The sequence below is a fragment of the Methylobacterium sp. 275MFSha3.1 genome, assembly GCF_900108435.1.
Classification (GTDB): domain Bacteria; phylum Pseudomonadota; class Alphaproteobacteria; order Rhizobiales; family Beijerinckiaceae; genus Methylobacterium.
Window position 1 is genome coordinate 289,908 of record NZ_FNWP01000005.1, and the last position, 14,167, is coordinate 304,074.

Below are 14,167 nucleotides of genomic sequence, written 5' to 3' on the forward strand. Positions count from 1 at the left end.
AAAGATAGCGATCCATGTCTTCGATCACCCTGTCGGCCGCGACGCGCCAGAACCTGCTCTCGCTGCAGGACACCGCCCAGCTGATGTCGACCACCCAGAACCGGCTCGCGACCGGCAAGACCGTCAACTCCGCCCTCGACAACCCGACCAACTTCTTCACCTCCCAGGCCCTCGACGGACGCTCCTCGAGCCTGAACTCCCTCCTCGACGGCATCTCCAACGGCATCCAGTCGATCCAGGCCGCCAACCAGGGCATCACCTCGATCCAGAAGCTGGTCAGCCAGGCCAAGTCGATCGCCAGCCAGGCGCTCTCGACCCAGCTCTCCACCACCGGCACCGCCGCCAACGCCTACAGCGCCAGCACCGCCTCCCAGACGGTGCTCCTGACCATCAACGGCAGCTCGGTCTCGGCCACGGTCGCCGCCTCCTCGAGCATCAGCGCCACCGTCGCGGCCCTCAACGCCGCGGTCAGCTCGGCCTCGACCTCGTCGAGCGGTGCCTTCGGCGCCGGCGCGATCTTCTCGGCCGACAGCACCGGCACCAAGATCGTCCTGAACGCCCAAGCGGACGTGGAATTCCAGAACTCCGGCAGCCAGACGGCGCTCGGCTTCACCGCCTCGGCCACCACCGCCTCGACCTACGGCACCGCCGCCAGCACCGTGGTGTCCAGCGACCTGTCGATCTCGGGCGTGACGCAGCGCGCCTCGCTGGCCAACCAGTACAACAACCTGCTCAACCAGATCACGCAGCTCGCCAGCGACGCCAGCTACAACGGCGTCAACCTCATTGCCGGCAAGGGCAATGACATGAACATCAAGTTCAACGACACCGGCAGCTCGAACCTGAACGTCGCCTCGGTCGACGCGACCTCCAGCGGCCTGGGCCTGTCGTCGATCACCAGCTCGAACAGTTCGTCGAGCCAGAACGGCCTCGGCAACTTCCTGCTGAACGCGGACGTCAACAAGACCTTGTCGACCCTGACCAAAGCCGACGCGACCTTGAATTCCGCGGCGAGCGCGCTGGGCTCGAACCTGTCGGTGGTTCAGAACCGCCAGGACTTCTCCAAGCAGCTGATCAACGTGCTGCAGACGGGCTCGGCCAACCTGACGAACGCCGACCTGAACCAGGAGGCGGCCAACTCGCAGGCGCTGTCGACCCGCCAGTCGATGGGCATCTCGGCCCTGTCGCTGGCCAACTCCGCCCAGCAGGGCGTCCTCCAGCTCCTGCGGTAAACCTCACCCTGAGCGTCTACACCACGCCCGGAGCTCGGCTCCGGGCGAACGCATTCCAAGGTATGAATGGTGGCTCCCGGCTACCGGCGATCGATTGCCGGGCGCCGAAAGCTCGCAGAAGCGAGACGATTACAGCGCTACTGCCCGGAACGTAGGGGAATCGTAGATCTGGAAGCAGCCTGCCGAGTGCAGGGCCAGAGATGCTCCAGGGCCCTATGTTGAGGAACCCCAATTCATTCTGAGCCGATGTCGATGACTGACCGGCGGATGGCTGCTTTCGGGATCAGCCAGACAGCTGTCCACAAAGCGGTGTGGGTCGGCACCAGTCCGTTCGGTCCTGGAGCCGGTCGATCCGATCCAGCAGCCGCTCGAGCACGGACAGGGCCGGGAGGATGTCGGTCGGAGCGAGGAGCCGGGCCTGGGCCTCGGCGCGGGCAGCGTTGCCTTAGGTGAGAAACAGAAACGGGTTGCCGGTCGCGCGCAGCGGCTCCGAGGTCAGCCCGGCGACGTCGCCGACGATGAGGTCCGGCAGCTCCGCCGGCGCGATGTCGTCATACAGGTCGTGGACGGTGCAACGCCGCGCGGGGCCGAGGGACCGTGCGAGGCGCCCGGTCCGGGTCAGGTCATCAGAGATCAGCAACAGCCCGCCCAAGGCGGCCTCCGTGCGACGACGGGGCGGTGCAGCGTCCAGCTTCGATTGGCGGCCACAGTCACAGAGTGGGCGGAAACCGCTGCGTCGAGTTGGCGAGCTTCTCTGCCGCGCTCACGAAGCTTCGCAAGGCTTCGATCGTGGCCGCATCCTGCAGCCCGAGCTCATGGAGCGAGAGATCCATATCCTTGATCGGGTGCTCCAACGCGCGGCTCAGTTGGAGCAGCCTTTCGCCGCCGGCCTGGATGTACGGCGCGCGCCGAGATCCTCGCCCCGCGCGTACGCGGCAGCGAGATTTGCGTGCAGCCAGTCGGACTGGTCTGAGCCGTTCGGCCGGGCCGGGACGACGCGGATCTCGGCCGTGGCCACCCTCAGGCGGCGCGCACGGTTGCGAGGAAGCGGGCGACCTCGGCGCCGAGATGCTCGGATTGCCGCGACAGCTCCGAGGCCGCCGACAGGACCTGCGAGGCCGCCGCCCCCGTCTCCTCCGACGCCTGCGCCACGCCGGCGATGTTGCCCGTCACTTCGTTCGTCCCCGCCGAGGCCTGTGCCACGTTGCGCACGATCTCCTGGGTCGCCGCGCCCTGCTCCTCGACGGCCGCCGCGATCGAAGTCGCCACGCTGTCGATCTCCCGGATGCGGCCCGTGATCCCGCCGATCGCCGTCACCGCCTGCGCGGTCACCCCCTGGACCTCGCCGATCTGACGGCTGATCTCTTCCGTCGTCTTGGCAGTCTGGTCGGCGAGCGCCTTCACCTCGGTGGCCACGACCGCGAAACCCCGACCCGCGGCACCCGCCCGCGCCGCCTCGATCGTGGCGTTAAGCGCCAGCAGGTTGGTCTGGGCGGCGATCCCCGAGATCATCCCGACCATGTCGCCGATCCGCGCGGCGTTCTGGCTGAGCGCCTGGACGAGGTGGGCGGTCTGGTCGGCTTCGCCCACCGCGGCCTGGGCAAGGTGGGCCGAGCCGGTCACCTGCCGGCCGATCTCCTGCACCGAGGAGCCGAGCTCCTCGGCGGCGGCCGCGACCGTGTTGACGTTGGTCGACGCCTCCTCGGCGGCCGCGGCCACGGTGGTCGACTGGGATGCGGTCTCCTGAGCGGTGGCGGTCATCTGCTGGGCGGTGGCCTGGAGCTCGGTGGCCGAGGACGAGACCAGGCCGACGATGCCGCCGACGGCGCGCTCGAAGCCGTCAGCGAGCTCAATCATGGTACGCTTGCGCTCGGCAGCCGCGGCCTCATCGGCGCGGCGTTTCACCTCGGCCTCCTCGGCGGCCTTGCGGGCGACCATGGTCTTGATGCCCTCGACGGCCTGGCCGACGGCCCCGATCTCGTCGCCGCGGGCGGCCTCGCGGATCTCGGCGTCGACCGCGCCACGGGCCATCCGCTGCAGGACGCCCACGAGGCTGCCCAGCGGGCGGGTGATGCCGAAGATCACGATCAGGGCGGACAGCAGGGCGGCGCCGACGAGGCCGGCCGCGGAGGCGCCGATCAGCACGGTTTTAGCCGTGGTGACGGCCTGCTCGGAGTCATCGCGGGCTTGGCGCAGCTCGGCGTTCAGCCGCGTGACGCGACCTTGAACAAAATCCCGCATCTTGGTGCGCGCGGCAGAAGCGTCAGTCAGAAGGACCTTAGCAGCAGCTTCATTGTCATTCTTGAGGCCGAGCGCGTTGGATTTATCCAGAGCAGAGTAGAACTCCTTGAGAATACTCTGGAGAGTTTCGTTGGTGACCTTCCGATCGGGCGTGTCCGCCATCGCGATCAAGGTGTTCGCAGCATCGAGTGACGTCTTTACAGCCGCATCGTACCGCACTTTATAGCCGGCCATCTCCTGCTCGCGGGTTTCGAGAATGAGGTTGCGCGCCTGGATCGCTGCATCGTTGGTGTTGACCTGGACAGCCAAGATCCGTTCGAGGCGGACCGCCTGCGTGTCGACGATCTCGCGCATTTGCCCTGCGAGCAGATTGAGCTCTCCGATGGCGTAATGAACCAGGCCGGCGGCGACTGCGGCCATGATCAGCAGCGGAACAGACGCCTTGATCAGGATACTGGAGTTTCGCAGCATAGAGGTACCACTTTATCATTCTTCAAGCGACACAAAGTAATCTGCATTACTTAAAATAATGTTAAAATACATCGATTATGCAGATCATGCGACAAAGATTCCGATATCATATTCGATAATAGAATGATGGAAAAGATTACGAGTGTGCCCCTGAATATCGTTATTGGCAGATGCGACGACGCAATCAATCGATGCTTAATGGCGAATATCGGTATCCAGGATGCATTCGCGAGACAGGTCACGCTCGATGGCTGGCTGCCTCGGCATCATCATCGGTGTAGCAGATTTGATCGCGGTCACCGTCGCCTCATGGCGCACCGCATGCCTGATCCTTAACATTCAGCGTTGGGGTAAGCTCCAACACAGCCGACGCCCTCTTAAGCCTCATGGCAGTTGACGTATCTGACCCATCAACGGTCCGAGGCGTGACGCGATCGCGGCCAAGCGATCGGCGATTGCCGAAAACTTGCAGCTTCATCCCGGCTACCGGGATATCCCCTGGAAGAAGCCCGCACCCGAGGCTCTGACGCTGTCTATAGAGATCCAGAAGACTTGCCCCACGGCAATCGCGTTCCGGGATGTGAGACCGCACTCAATCGATGGAGTCCGACGATCCGTGGAAGGCCGCTTTCAGGAGCCGTCAGCTCCGTTCCGGCCGTCTCGGTTGGGTCGCGATTGGCCGTGAGCATAGTCACGCTGACAGGGCCCTGTTCCGAGCAGACAAAATCCGGCGCTGAAGCGCTGTTATGCGACCGGCCGCGGGCGTCGGGAAGGGATCCAGACTCGTCAGGGCGGAAACGCGGTGAGCGATTCTGATCGCCTCGTGACGAGTCGAGCCGCCTGCAAGACGCGGCCTGCTGTGAGGCGCGTCATGCGCTCGACGCCACCCTGCGTTGAATCACGATAAGCGCATTGTCCTAAGCACGCGATTCCGAGTGCCTCGAAGCGCTGTATCGCCCGGATATCAACCATCGATAGCCAGATCAACGCGAGTGCCTTTACCTAAAGTAGTCATTATGAATACATTACATAAATGTGGATTAGATTTCATATGCGCCGCGTCTTTCTAAGACGTATAGACAATTTTCGACCGAAATGTGCGGGAGTAGACAGAGAAATGAATAATGATGCGGCCAACGCATGCAACGTCTCCCTCGATTACAGCGCAATGACGGCGAACCTCGTGGCGGCCTACGTGTCTCACAATCGCGTCGCAGCCTCGGAGATGCCGGCGCTGATCGCGACGGCGGCCGCTGCCCTGACCGGCCTTCAGCCCACCGATCCGTCGACCGCGGATGGAGACAGGAAAGCGACACCGGTGATGGTCCGGGCGTCGATCACACGCGAGGCACTGATCAGCTTCGAGGATGGTAGGCGGTACAAGACGATCAAGCGGCATCTGACCGCCTGTGGTTTGACGCCGGAGACGTACCGGGCGAAGTGGGGCCTGCCGAACGACTACCCGATGGTCGCTCCTGCCTACGCGGCGAAGCGATCCAGGATCGCCAGGAGCTTGGCGCAGGGTCGGTCCCAGCGCGATCCCGGTCCGGAAACTGCAGCCGGATAGCTGGCGCATTCCGAAGCTTCGTGCCCAGTCATGACGTTCGCGAGATATTCGAAAGGTGATGGCTGGCCAGAGTGGTTCTGCCCCGGTCCGCTTTCAGGGGGCAGAGGCAAAGGAGCGGACATCGCCATTCGGCCCGCTGCCGATCCTGGACCGATCTGTAGCCGGTGCGATCCCCTTCCGTGATCGGGCGAATAACCCGGCAGGGCACGCCTGCGGCGACGAAATTCGGCAGTATGCCCTTCGTGACGACGCTGCCCGCCCGGACGATGCCGTGATCGCCTGATCCGTGATCTTGGCGGCCTCGCGCAGTCCGGAGACGGTCGCGGGTCCCTAAGCCAACGAGTCCCGTCAGCTGGTGGGGCAGACGGTGGGGTGGACCGCCAAACGGCGGGACTCTGTTCACGATCCAGGCCTGCTGGCGGAAGGGGTGGGATCTTCGGACCCGGTGCCGTGCGCCTATAAAATCAACAACTTAGAGGGAGCGTCTGTCCTCGAGGTGTAGCATCGCTGTGTAGCAGTCGGCAAGCCGATCTGGGCCGTCTGGGATCACCCGTGTGCGTGTATGAAGCCCGGCTCGTGGAGAGCCCGATGGTGATAGTTCGCCTGCGCGAGCAAGGTCCGGCCTCGCAACTTGTGCAACAAGGCGTAGCTCAAGACGGTATTCGCCCATTGCACGGCTTTCGTCAGAGAGCGACCGCCCTTGCACAGGCCCATCGCGGCGCCCCAACTCCGCATCCGCCTCCTGATCTCCTTCATGGACGCGCTCTCTTTGAGCTTGATCGAGAGCCAGTGAATGCGCTTCAGTCTCGCCGCTGGCGCTACTTCGGCCCTGATGCGCCGATTACGAGCGATGAAGCGTGTGCTTAAGAAGTCAAACCCTTGGTTGATCGACCGTGCAGGCTTGCGATGCAAATTAAAGGGTCCGAGCTGGCTGCGTGAAAACGCGCCCGCAAGGTTCTCTGCCGCATCCTCTACATCCGCCTTGGTGCGGCCGAGGACGGCGATGTTGTCGGCGAACACGACAAGTTGCACATCGGGCCAATCAGCCCCTTGCGTCGCTTGATCGAGTACGTTCGACATCACCGCCTCTGCCACTAGCGGGGAGAGTGCGGAGCCTTGCGGGATACCAGCTCGGACCTCATTGCGAAGTTTGCATAGGTCGTCAGAGGGGATGTCCCTCGCAGTCTTCATGAAGGATGCCCTGACCCTCTTTGCGAGTGTGTTGGCTTCCGTCATCTCCTTGGGGAGGTCCCCAAGAAGCTCGGTTACGCCTTCTGGAATGATCGAGGCGTAGAAACTGCGCACGTCTATTTCCTCGAACCACGCGTAGCCTTGGGCCGCGAGTTCGATGATCCGGTGACATGCTGCCGGTTGGCCGCCATCGCTGGCGTATTGGTCCGGTCTGATCTTGATGAAGGGTTTGGCCGCTCTCTTCAGCACGAGTTGAGCAGTCCGGCCGCGAAGGTCGAAGTTCACGACTGGGCGATAGCCCTTCTTCTTCGGTTCGGCTCGGAAGGTGGCGGTGCCCTGTGTCTGCCGGAGGTCCATGCCGGCTGCGATCTCGTGCAGCTCTGCCCTCTTGGCTCTCTGGCCTGCCGGTAACCTCTTGTTGGCGTCCGTTGCTGCCACCAGCTTGGTATCAAAGGATTTGCAGTACATCCGGTTCAGCCGCTTCGCCTGCCGGTGCTGGCCTTCTGCTTCAAGCCGGGCGATCCGCTCCCGCAGTTTCCGCTCGTGCCGCTTTGCCGCCTTGCCCCGCTTGCGCTGAGCCGGCGTCGCGATGCGCACCACCGGCGTCATCAAGCCCCGGCCCAGTGAAACCGGTTGCACCAGGGGGCTGGATGGCCCAGAGAGGTCTTTTCCAAACATCTCGACGCACGATCATTGACGCGCGTCGCCGCCACACCCTATAGTTCGGGCATAGCCGCAAAAACGCGGTTTGCGATGAAGAGCGCGATCTGATCCGGCAAGACGCGATCACGCTCAAAATTCTTAAAGACCCCCAGGTTTGTGCCTGGGGGTCTTTTTTATTTCTCACAAGCCGCAATTAGTCAACAGGTTACGTTGACTTTGTCGATATATTTGACTATGCTGAGCAATCTAGTGAAGTTATTCGACAGCGGAGATTGTGATGGCCGTGCGCACGTTGAGCTTTGCAGTCAGCGACAGCTTTGTTGCGGAGCTGGATCAAGCGGTCACGCGCCATCGTCGCGCTAACGCGGACCGGAACTGCTCCAGGGCTACTTTCATTCGCGAAGCCGTCGCGCGCGCCGTAGCTGAGATCGGAGGCGAGCCAATGCCGCGGGTCCGCGAGCGCCGCCGCGAGGCCGTCCAATCCAGCGCGGCGGCCTGACCGCTCCCACCGCCGTGCGTCTGCCCCCTCCAGACAGCGCGGCTCAAACCGACCACCACCCGGGCCGCGCATCCCGCGGAGCCGATCCAATAGCTAACCGAGGGGACTTTCATCATGAACCTGAGTGCGATCCAGCCGCGGAAGTGCGCGATTGAGGCCCAGAGCGCCGCCGAGCTAGCCCAGCGGAACCGTGTAGCGACGAATGGGAACTTCCTGTTTCGTGACACCCGGCCCGTGATCGAGGCCGTTGCGAAGGGCCTCCAAGAGGCTATCCCAGTGAAACCGGGTGGGGATTTAGGTTTGTCCACACGGGCGACGCGCACCGCGGCCTCCGGTGATCTGACCGCCGTCCTTAAAGCGATGACGGACGGTATCGCGGCTTGCACCGCGGCCATCCGCGGTCCGGTCCGGAAGGCGGCCCCCGCCGCCCCGCCCACCACGGCCCCTGCGGCGGCTCCCCCTTCGACCTTGAACGTGATGCTCCGGTCCGAGGCGAAGCGCGACCGCGTCACCAAGGTCGCCGAGGAGGCCGTACAGGAGGGACCCGGTTGCGCCGTCCCCGCATCGGTCGAGGCCCAGCGTCGTCGCGAGGCGGAAGCCCGCGAGCTGGCGCGCAAGAACGCTGCCCTTGCCGATGCCGAGCGTGTGCAGGTGCAGAAGGCCGGCGGTCGCGTCCGGGTGCTCAAGGTGCTGGACCCGTCGCTGTCCGATGCGGCCCTGATGGCGCTGGGGCACATTGTTGCGAAGTATCAGGCCAACGGCCAGCAGGCTGTGCCGGTCACCGGACCGGACCTGTCCCGGGCTATCGACATCCCCCTGACAGCCGCCCAAGCCGGCTACGCCGAGCTGGTCAATAAGGGCCACGTCACTTCGGCAAAAAACTCGCTGGGCATCACCCGGGTCACGCCGAGCCGCGCCGCAACGGGCGAAGACTGAGAGAACCTGCTGCACCACCGGACCGTCTGCCCGGGGGTGCAGCTGATCATTGGCCGGGCGATCCGGCTGTGTGTGCGTAAGGAGTAACCCCCATGTTTGCCGGACCCGAGATCAACAAAATCGTTGCCGCCACCTTGGCCGCGAGTGCCGCCTCAAATACCGGGGCGTCCAACAACACTGCCGCGTATCTAAGGGCCTACAAGGACATGCTCCTGGGGCTCGACAAGCTGGACGACGAGATCGCCCAGGAACGGTCCACGGCGAACATGCGGCGCCTGAATGCGGGCCGCGCCAACGGAACGATCGTCTAGGCGTGGCCTGATGATCCGGGCACCCCGTAGCGGGGAGGTGGCGGCCAGCAACTTCGCGCTCTGCTCCGGCTTCCTGTCGGCAATGGTGGTGGACGGTCACTCCCTTGAGGAGCTGGCCGCCCACTACCAGCAGACCGTCCCGGACTTGCGGGCACGGCTTGTGGCGCACGTGGCGGCCTGCCGCGCGGCCCTGGAGATCGAGGCGGAGCCTGCCCCCGTGGCAGCTCCCACTCCGGTCCCGCCGGAAGGCCGGATCGTCCGGCGGCGGAGGGCACTCCCGTGATCGAGCCCGCGGCACCCGCCATCCGGAGGCGCTTCCGGGCGCCGCCGTTGCCCCGCGAAGGCCGCGGCGAGCCGAAGCCGTACAAGGTGGACCTGTGGGAGGGTGGCGCGATCGTCACCTTCATCGTGGCCGCCTACACCCGCCGACAGGCCGCGGAGCTGTTCCAGGTTTGCGAAGCCTATCTGCGCATGCACGGCCGGCCGGCATCCGCGGCAGAACGGGAACGCGCTGAGCTTGTCCCCGGGCAGGTATGGATGCGCCCCCCCCCGGAAGCACCGAACTACACGAAGTGGCGGCACCAAGCCGGCACCACGTGGACCTGATCACCCCCGGCCCCACGCTGGGACTATCCTGAAATGAGTGGGCATTCTGGGCCGAAGCGCCGGGCAGTCCCCGCCCTATTGCCGCCGTGACCCTAATGGGCCGGCGCGGGAGCCTGCCCATGTCCATCATCGTTCCCCGCCTCCGTTTCCGCCTGGAGCATCAAATCGCCCCGAGCTGGTCTTCCGAGGTGGTCACTCACGACGAATGCGAACGGCACCTCCGTAAACTCTCGCGGACCGCCTGCGGGTGCATGAGATACGCGAACTCGATCCGGCGGCCATTCGCCCGGATCGACATGGCGAGCGGCCTGTCCACGGAGACCAGCATCGCGCGGTTGTTCCTGACGATGTCCGCTGACCAGCCCCTTCAGGGTTCGGACTTTGCCTGCCATCGGTGCGACGATCCGCTGTGTGCCATCCCGATCACCTCTACGTCGGCACCCACCAGACAAACGTCCGGGACACGTTCTATCCGGGCCGGCGCATCCGGCCGCGGACGATGATGCGGTTCTATGACGAGCTGCTGCTGGAGATCGGGGATCAGCCCCCCGAACCAACACGTAGAGCGGTCCGAGATCGGCGACCGAAGCATATCGCGGCGACCTGTCCGCCCGCTCTAGCTATGTCCGCCTGATCATAGAGCATCCGGGCAGTACAAGCGCATAGAGCTTCGCCAACTTTCCGCGTTCTTGAGGGTGCGAAAGACGTTCTGACGCTCCTCATCTACTGCCCAGCACGCCCACACGTCCCGAATTTTTCAGTGCCTTTCGCGAAAAGCGAACACCGCAGCAATCGCGGCGTCCTGTGCTGCCATTGCTGCGAAAGACTTGTCACCCCGGATCACGGTCCAGGGTGGTGGGGGAGCGGCCGGGGCATCGCGGGAACGGTCTAGCTTTAGCGATTGGCGAGTGTCGGACGCACTGTCCCGGAACGGGATGAGCTAGCGATTTCCAGGGAAGGAACGGGTTGCGGGGCAATTGAGTACGAAAAACTCGACTGCCCCTGCGCATAAGTGGGGAATTAGCGGCCCTCGAACTTGACAACGCGCATTGCAAACCCAACCGTTATGTTTCGCGCACAATGATGTGCCGAATGCCAAGGGGTTCTGGTTGTCAGCCAAACTCAATGACCACGATCTTCGCCGTCAGGCGCTTGTCCTAGACGACCCCCGCGAGCAGACGGGACTAGCCTACCGCATCGATCCAGGGGTGGGCCTGCTCGATGTCCTCAACATCTACAACTTCCCAGGCTTCCCCGTCGAGAAGATTTACTGCGCCTCATGCCAGGGGCACCACCACGCGCGCGGCTTCACCGCCCTGACCACCAAGGGCGACCGGATCTTGCTGGGAAGCAAGTGCGGCGCGGATGCCTTCGGTGAGAGCTGGGCATCTGCTGAGAAGCGGATGAAAGAGCGGGTTGACCGCCAATACGAGCTTCACCGCCTCGATCGCTTCGCACCGATCTACAAGCCGATGCAGGCGGCGCTGGGCGCCTGGATCAGGCCCGTGGAAGATCTGGCGTACCGTCTGATCGGCTTCCGGACAAACCTCGGGGAACTCGCCTCCCGGGCGCAGGAAGCCGCCATCCGGCACGGCGGAAACCTCGTCATCAACCAGCGGGTGCGGAAGCGCCGGTCCGATGATCCCGAATGGGTGGAGGTACCGTATGCTAAGCTGCACGGCGCGGCGATGTTCTCCGGGTTCGATCGGTTGAACGTGGTCCTTGCGATCGAGGGGGCCATGAAGAACATGACCGATTTGGTACAGATGGTCCCGCATACCGACCGACTAAGCCTCCCGCTGATGAAGCGTAGGCGCCTCAGAATGGAGGCGTCTTTTCGCCAGCTCGAAGAAGTGGTGGCGATCTACGAGGCCGGGCAGGACTTCTTCACGGACGCCAGCTTCAAGCTCTTGTCGGAATGGAGCTTCGTCCGTGATCAGAAGGATTATCGCTACAGCTTTGAAGGCGGCCTCCTGCGGCATGTCGATCGGGACGGGATCAACCGCACGGCCATCTCTTTGTTGACGCCACTGCGGGATCTCGATGACCAGATCATCGAGCTGATCCAGGAGTACCGTCGAGCCGATTAGAACTCGGGCACGGAGTTAATGGCGCGCCGCCTGTGCGGCAGGCGACGCGACGGGGACTTGGTTTAGAGGCCGGTCGGAATGAACACGACGCCCTTCGCCGCCAACGCAGCTTCGATGGCATGGCTATGCACCGTCCAGTGACGGAACAGCCTGACCCCGTACTCTCGCAGGTGCGGCGGTTGGGCGTCATCAGCGGTTAGGGCGCGGTGGATGCCCTGATGGAGGGCGACGAGGGACTTGGGGCTAAGTAGTTGGTAGTTCATGGGGATACTCCCGGTTGGGAGGGGAAATTCCCTGCTCCGGTATTTAGCGACCGGGCGATTTTGACGGCCGATAAGGCCCCAAACCGGCAAATTTCGCCGGCTCGACTGGTACGATCCAGGCAGACGGCTTGATCGCCATGCGTCTCGACGGCTTGCTATCAAGGCGTCTCTTGCGTGGACGCTTCTTGGAAGGAAGGCGTCAAATTCTCTGCCACCGGTTGCACCCCGTGTCCGGGCTTCTGAAGGGCGGCATCAATGAGGTGCCATGCGTCTCGGAAGCCCAGATCGCGGATGCGCGCGATGTCGAGGATGGCTCGGGTATCGTACCATTTGCCGTGCTGTAGAACCTTCTCCGGCGGCAGGATGTAGTAGGTCGGCGGCTCATGAAGTTCATTCAGGACCACGCACACGTATAGGACATTGGGCAGGACCTTAGCTTTGTCGAAGGGTAGCGGCCAGCCGACGTTCCGCTTGTGCGCAAGGGCCTTCACCTGGACGCAGATGGCGCGGCCGTCTAGCTCCGCGAATAGATCAACGGCCTTGGCATTGCCCATCGTGAGCGAGACCGAATAGCCGCGTTTCGCCAGCTCGGCCGCTACGAACATCTCGCCTGCGATGTGAGTGTTGCCCGCGTTCGATCGTGCCTTGGACACCTGCTTAGACGCGGCTCGCCCCGTGCCGGTGTCATGGGATGGCTGCTCAATAGACAATCTCTAGGTCCCCTGGCTGGTAGATCCAAGGCTCGAACGATCCGCCGTCTTTTCTCCCGACAGGGTCGCAGTAGACGCCCTTTCCGGAGACCCACGTCCAGCACCACAGCCGCTCCGGCGCGGCCTTCGTGATCCACCTGCCCTCCAGGGTCACAGGTCGAACTCCTGGCTTGGGGCGGGCTATGATCGCGGAGTGCTCCACCGCCTTGTCGGCGGAGCATTGCCACCAGGGTACAGGGTCGAAGTCCTGGAGGCTGACCCAGAACGCCTGTCCGGAGTTCACCCCCTTATCTGTGACTTGGACCTGGAGCCGGCCCTTCAAGGGCGTGTAAGAGCCCTCTAGCTGGACGTCGGTGACACGCACGGGCGATCTAGCCGTCCTCCGGCCAAGGAAGCCGTCCCACTTCTCGGGGCCTGTCTGCTTCAGCTCCCTGATCCTCCAGGGCGGGGGACGCTTGTCCACCTCCCGATCGCCTGTCTTGAGGTAGCCCGCAACGCCTAAGAGATTGGGCTTCACCTTGAGCCGGCAGCCGTCAGGTTGGCGGTAGTTGGTCGCGTCCGTAAGCTTGCAACCACACCGTTCCAGGGAACCCAGCTCCACGGGAGCGATCAATGTCTGATCTGTGACAGTCGTCTTGATAGGGGCGAGCTGGCCTAAGTCCGGATCAACCCCGGGGAGCGCATTTTCATGGGATGTCAGAACATAACCGACTGTTCCCGCCAGCAACGCTGATAAGACGATGAAGCGTCCTGCGGTCACGGTAGTCAACAATCAAACCGTCGCGCTAGTGATCGTACTTGACGACAAAGCACGCCCGATCGCCACCAAGCGGAACGATGTCCACCAACTCCCCTTCGCCTTTCGGTAGCATGGAGCAGATGATGTGCGTCCAGTCGCGCTTTGCCGGCTCGAAATCGACCGGGAGTCCAGCGACCTCTAGGAATGGTTGAGCGATCACCGACCGCATCACGTCGCCCCGCGCTCCCGTCGTCTCCTTGAACTCTGCATCTCGATATCTGATCGAGCTATAGTTCAAATTGATGGGTGGCAGCTCGTGCTCCGCCCGCATGTAGCGCCCTTCCAGGCGGAGAGTGCCGACGCCCACTGCGCTCATAGATCCTCCAGGTTGTAGAACGCGATCTAGAGCAACTTGATCCGCTCAAGGAGTCGCTGCACCTCCCGCGTATTCCACTGCCCGCCCCTGGCCGTAGGGACCCCGCGGGCGGCCAGCTCGGCACACAATGCCCGAACGGTGGTGAAGCCGTCCGCCCGTAGCCCCTCAATCACGGGTGCCAACTCGGCCGCTCTCGCGTTCGCCTTGTCCCGGACGACAGCTCCGGCACGCTCCGGATTGCCCCTGGGCAGGGCCGGCGGCCTCCAGCCCGG

Annotated in this window: 16 protein-coding genes; 8 read left to right on the forward strand and 8 right to left on the reverse strand. The window is 63.7% G+C overall.

The window, feature by feature from the left end; genetic code table 11:
• Positions 1-14 precede the first annotated feature (14 nt).
• The gene (locus BLW78_RS07780; protein ID WP_091678195.1) at positions 15-1,232 is read left to right on the forward strand and encodes a flagellin N-terminal helical domain-containing protein; all 1,218 of its coding nucleotides are present in this window, start codon (positions 15-17) and stop codon (positions 1,230-1,232) included.
• Positions 1,233-1,677: 445 nt separating this feature from the next.
• Here the strand turns inward: BLW78_RS07780 and BLW78_RS07785 are convergent, their stop codons facing one another.
• The 3 genes from BLW78_RS07785 to BLW78_RS07790 form a co-directional block, all read right to left on the reverse strand.
• Positions 1,678-1,884, reverse strand: a complete 207-nt coding sequence (locus tag BLW78_RS07785) for a hypothetical protein (protein ID WP_244526825.1) — start codon at positions 1,882-1,884, stop codon at positions 1,678-1,680.
• 58 nt (positions 1,885-1,942) lie between these two features.
• Positions 1,943-2,065, reverse strand: a complete 123-nt coding sequence (locus BLW78_RS32005; RefSeq protein WP_280142454.1) for a hypothetical protein — start codon at positions 2,063-2,065, stop codon at positions 1,943-1,945.
• 187 nt (positions 2,066-2,252) lie between these two features.
• On the reverse strand, positions 2,253-3,944 hold the full coding sequence (locus tag BLW78_RS07790) for a methyl-accepting chemotaxis protein (protein WP_170855115.1): 1,692 nt from the start codon (positions 3,942-3,944) through the stop codon (positions 2,253-2,255).
• A gap of 1,117 nt (positions 3,945-5,061) precedes the next feature.
• Between BLW78_RS07790 and BLW78_RS07795 the strand changes: the two genes are divergently transcribed.
• Positions 5,062-5,511 carry a Ros/MucR family transcriptional regulator gene (locus BLW78_RS07795; protein ID WP_244526827.1) on the forward strand — a complete coding sequence of 150 codons (450 nt, stop codon included), beginning with the start codon at positions 5,062-5,064 and terminating at the stop codon, positions 5,509-5,511.
• A gap of 546 nt (positions 5,512-6,057) precedes the next feature.
• On the opposite strand, the gene BLW78_RS07805 is transcribed toward BLW78_RS07795, so the two are convergent.
• Positions 6,058-7,302, reverse strand: coding sequence for a reverse transcriptase domain-containing protein (locus BLW78_RS07805; protein ID WP_170855116.1), 1,245 nt, complete (start codon positions 7,300-7,302; stop codon positions 6,058-6,060).
• A 340-nt stretch (positions 7,303-7,642) separates the two neighbouring features.
• Between BLW78_RS07805 and BLW78_RS07810 the strand changes: the two genes are divergently transcribed.
• From BLW78_RS07810 to BLW78_RS07835, 6 genes are all read left to right on the forward strand, one after another.
• Complete coding sequence (locus BLW78_RS07810) at positions 7,643-7,864, forward strand: hypothetical protein (protein ID WP_091678206.1); 222 nt, start codon at positions 7,643-7,645, stop codon at positions 7,862-7,864.
• A 114-nt stretch (positions 7,865-7,978) separates the two neighbouring features.
• Complete coding sequence (locus BLW78_RS07815) at positions 7,979-8,800, forward strand: hypothetical protein (RefSeq protein ID WP_091678209.1); 822 nt, start codon at positions 7,979-7,981, stop codon at positions 8,798-8,800.
• A gap of 92 nt (positions 8,801-8,892) precedes the next feature.
• Positions 8,893-9,111, forward strand: a complete 219-nt coding sequence (locus tag BLW78_RS07820) for a hypothetical protein (RefSeq protein ID WP_091678212.1) — start codon at positions 8,893-8,895, stop codon at positions 9,109-9,111.
• Between the two features lie 10 nt (positions 9,112-9,121).
• Positions 9,122-9,394: a hypothetical protein gene (locus BLW78_RS07825; protein WP_091678214.1), complete on the forward strand. Its 273-nt coding sequence runs from the start codon at positions 9,122-9,124 to the stop codon at positions 9,392-9,394.
• The gene (locus BLW78_RS07830) at positions 9,391-9,717 is read left to right on the forward strand and encodes a hypothetical protein (protein WP_091678217.1); all 327 of its coding nucleotides are present in this window, start codon (positions 9,391-9,393) and stop codon (positions 9,715-9,717) included. Before BLW78_RS07825 ends, BLW78_RS07830 begins: the two co-directional genes overlap by 4 nt.
• A gap of 1,085 nt (positions 9,718-10,802) precedes the next feature.
• The gene (locus BLW78_RS07835; RefSeq protein WP_139307681.1) at positions 10,803-11,807 is read left to right on the forward strand and encodes a hypothetical protein; all 1,005 of its coding nucleotides are present in this window, start codon (positions 10,803-10,805) and stop codon (positions 11,805-11,807) included.
• A gap of 62 nt (positions 11,808-11,869) precedes the next feature.
• Here BLW78_RS07835 and BLW78_RS07840 read toward each other — a convergent pair whose 3' ends face one another.
• From BLW78_RS07840 to BLW78_RS07855, 4 genes are all read right to left on the reverse strand, one after another.
• Complete coding sequence (locus tag BLW78_RS07840) at positions 11,870-12,070, reverse strand: hypothetical protein (RefSeq protein ID WP_091678223.1); 201 nt, start codon at positions 12,068-12,070, stop codon at positions 11,870-11,872.
• A gap of 158 nt (positions 12,071-12,228) precedes the next feature.
• Positions 12,229-12,780, reverse strand: a complete 552-nt coding sequence (locus BLW78_RS07845) for a PDDEXK-like family protein (protein ID WP_139307682.1) — start codon at positions 12,778-12,780, stop codon at positions 12,229-12,231.
• Positions 12,770-13,549: a hypothetical protein gene (locus tag BLW78_RS30915; RefSeq protein WP_139307683.1), complete on the reverse strand. Its 780-nt coding sequence runs from the start codon at positions 13,547-13,549 to the stop codon at positions 12,770-12,772. The genes BLW78_RS07845 and BLW78_RS30915 overlap by 11 nt, the downstream gene beginning before the upstream one ends.
• Positions 13,550-13,565: 16 nt before the next feature.
• A complete protein-coding gene (locus tag BLW78_RS07855) occupies positions 13,566-13,895 on the reverse strand; it encodes a hypothetical protein (protein WP_091678231.1) in 330 nt (109 codons plus the stop codon).
• Positions 13,896-14,167: the final 272 nt, after the last annotated feature.

What these genes read in the sequence shown, in the direction of transcription:
- BLW78_RS07780 (WP_091678195.1), top strand. Translation starts at nt 15, where the DNA reads ATGTCTTCGATCACCCTGTCGGCCGCGACGCGCCAGAACCTGCTCTCG.
- BLW78_RS32005 (WP_280142454.1), bottom strand. Translation starts at nt 2,065, where the DNA reads ATGGATCTCTCGCTCCATGAGCTCGGGCTGCAGGATGCGGCCACGATC.
- BLW78_RS07790 (WP_170855115.1), bottom strand. Translation starts at nt 3,944, where the DNA reads ATGCTGCGAAACTCCAGTATCCTGATCAAGGCGTCTGTTCCGCTGCTG.
- BLW78_RS07795 (WP_244526827.1), top strand. Translation starts at nt 5,062, where the DNA reads ATGAATAATGATGCGGCCAACGCATGCAACGTCTCCCTCGATTACAGC.
- BLW78_RS07810 (WP_091678206.1), top strand. Translation starts at nt 7,643, where the DNA reads ATGGCCGTGCGCACGTTGAGCTTTGCAGTCAGCGACAGCTTTGTTGCG.
- BLW78_RS07815 (WP_091678209.1), top strand. Translation starts at nt 7,979, where the DNA reads ATGAACCTGAGTGCGATCCAGCCGCGGAAGTGCGCGATTGAGGCCCAG.
- BLW78_RS07820 (WP_091678212.1), top strand. Translation starts at nt 8,893, where the DNA reads ATGTTTGCCGGACCCGAGATCAACAAAATCGTTGCCGCCACCTTGGCC.
- BLW78_RS07825 (WP_091678214.1), top strand. Translation starts at nt 9,122, where the DNA reads ATGATCCGGGCACCCCGTAGCGGGGAGGTGGCGGCCAGCAACTTCGCG.
- BLW78_RS07840 (WP_091678223.1), bottom strand. Translation starts at nt 12,070, where the DNA reads ATGAACTACCAACTACTTAGCCCCAAGTCCCTCGTCGCCCTCCATCAG.
- BLW78_RS07855 (WP_091678231.1), bottom strand. Translation starts at nt 13,895, where the DNA reads ATGAGCGCAGTGGGCGTCGGCACTCTCCGCCTGGAAGGGCGCTACATG.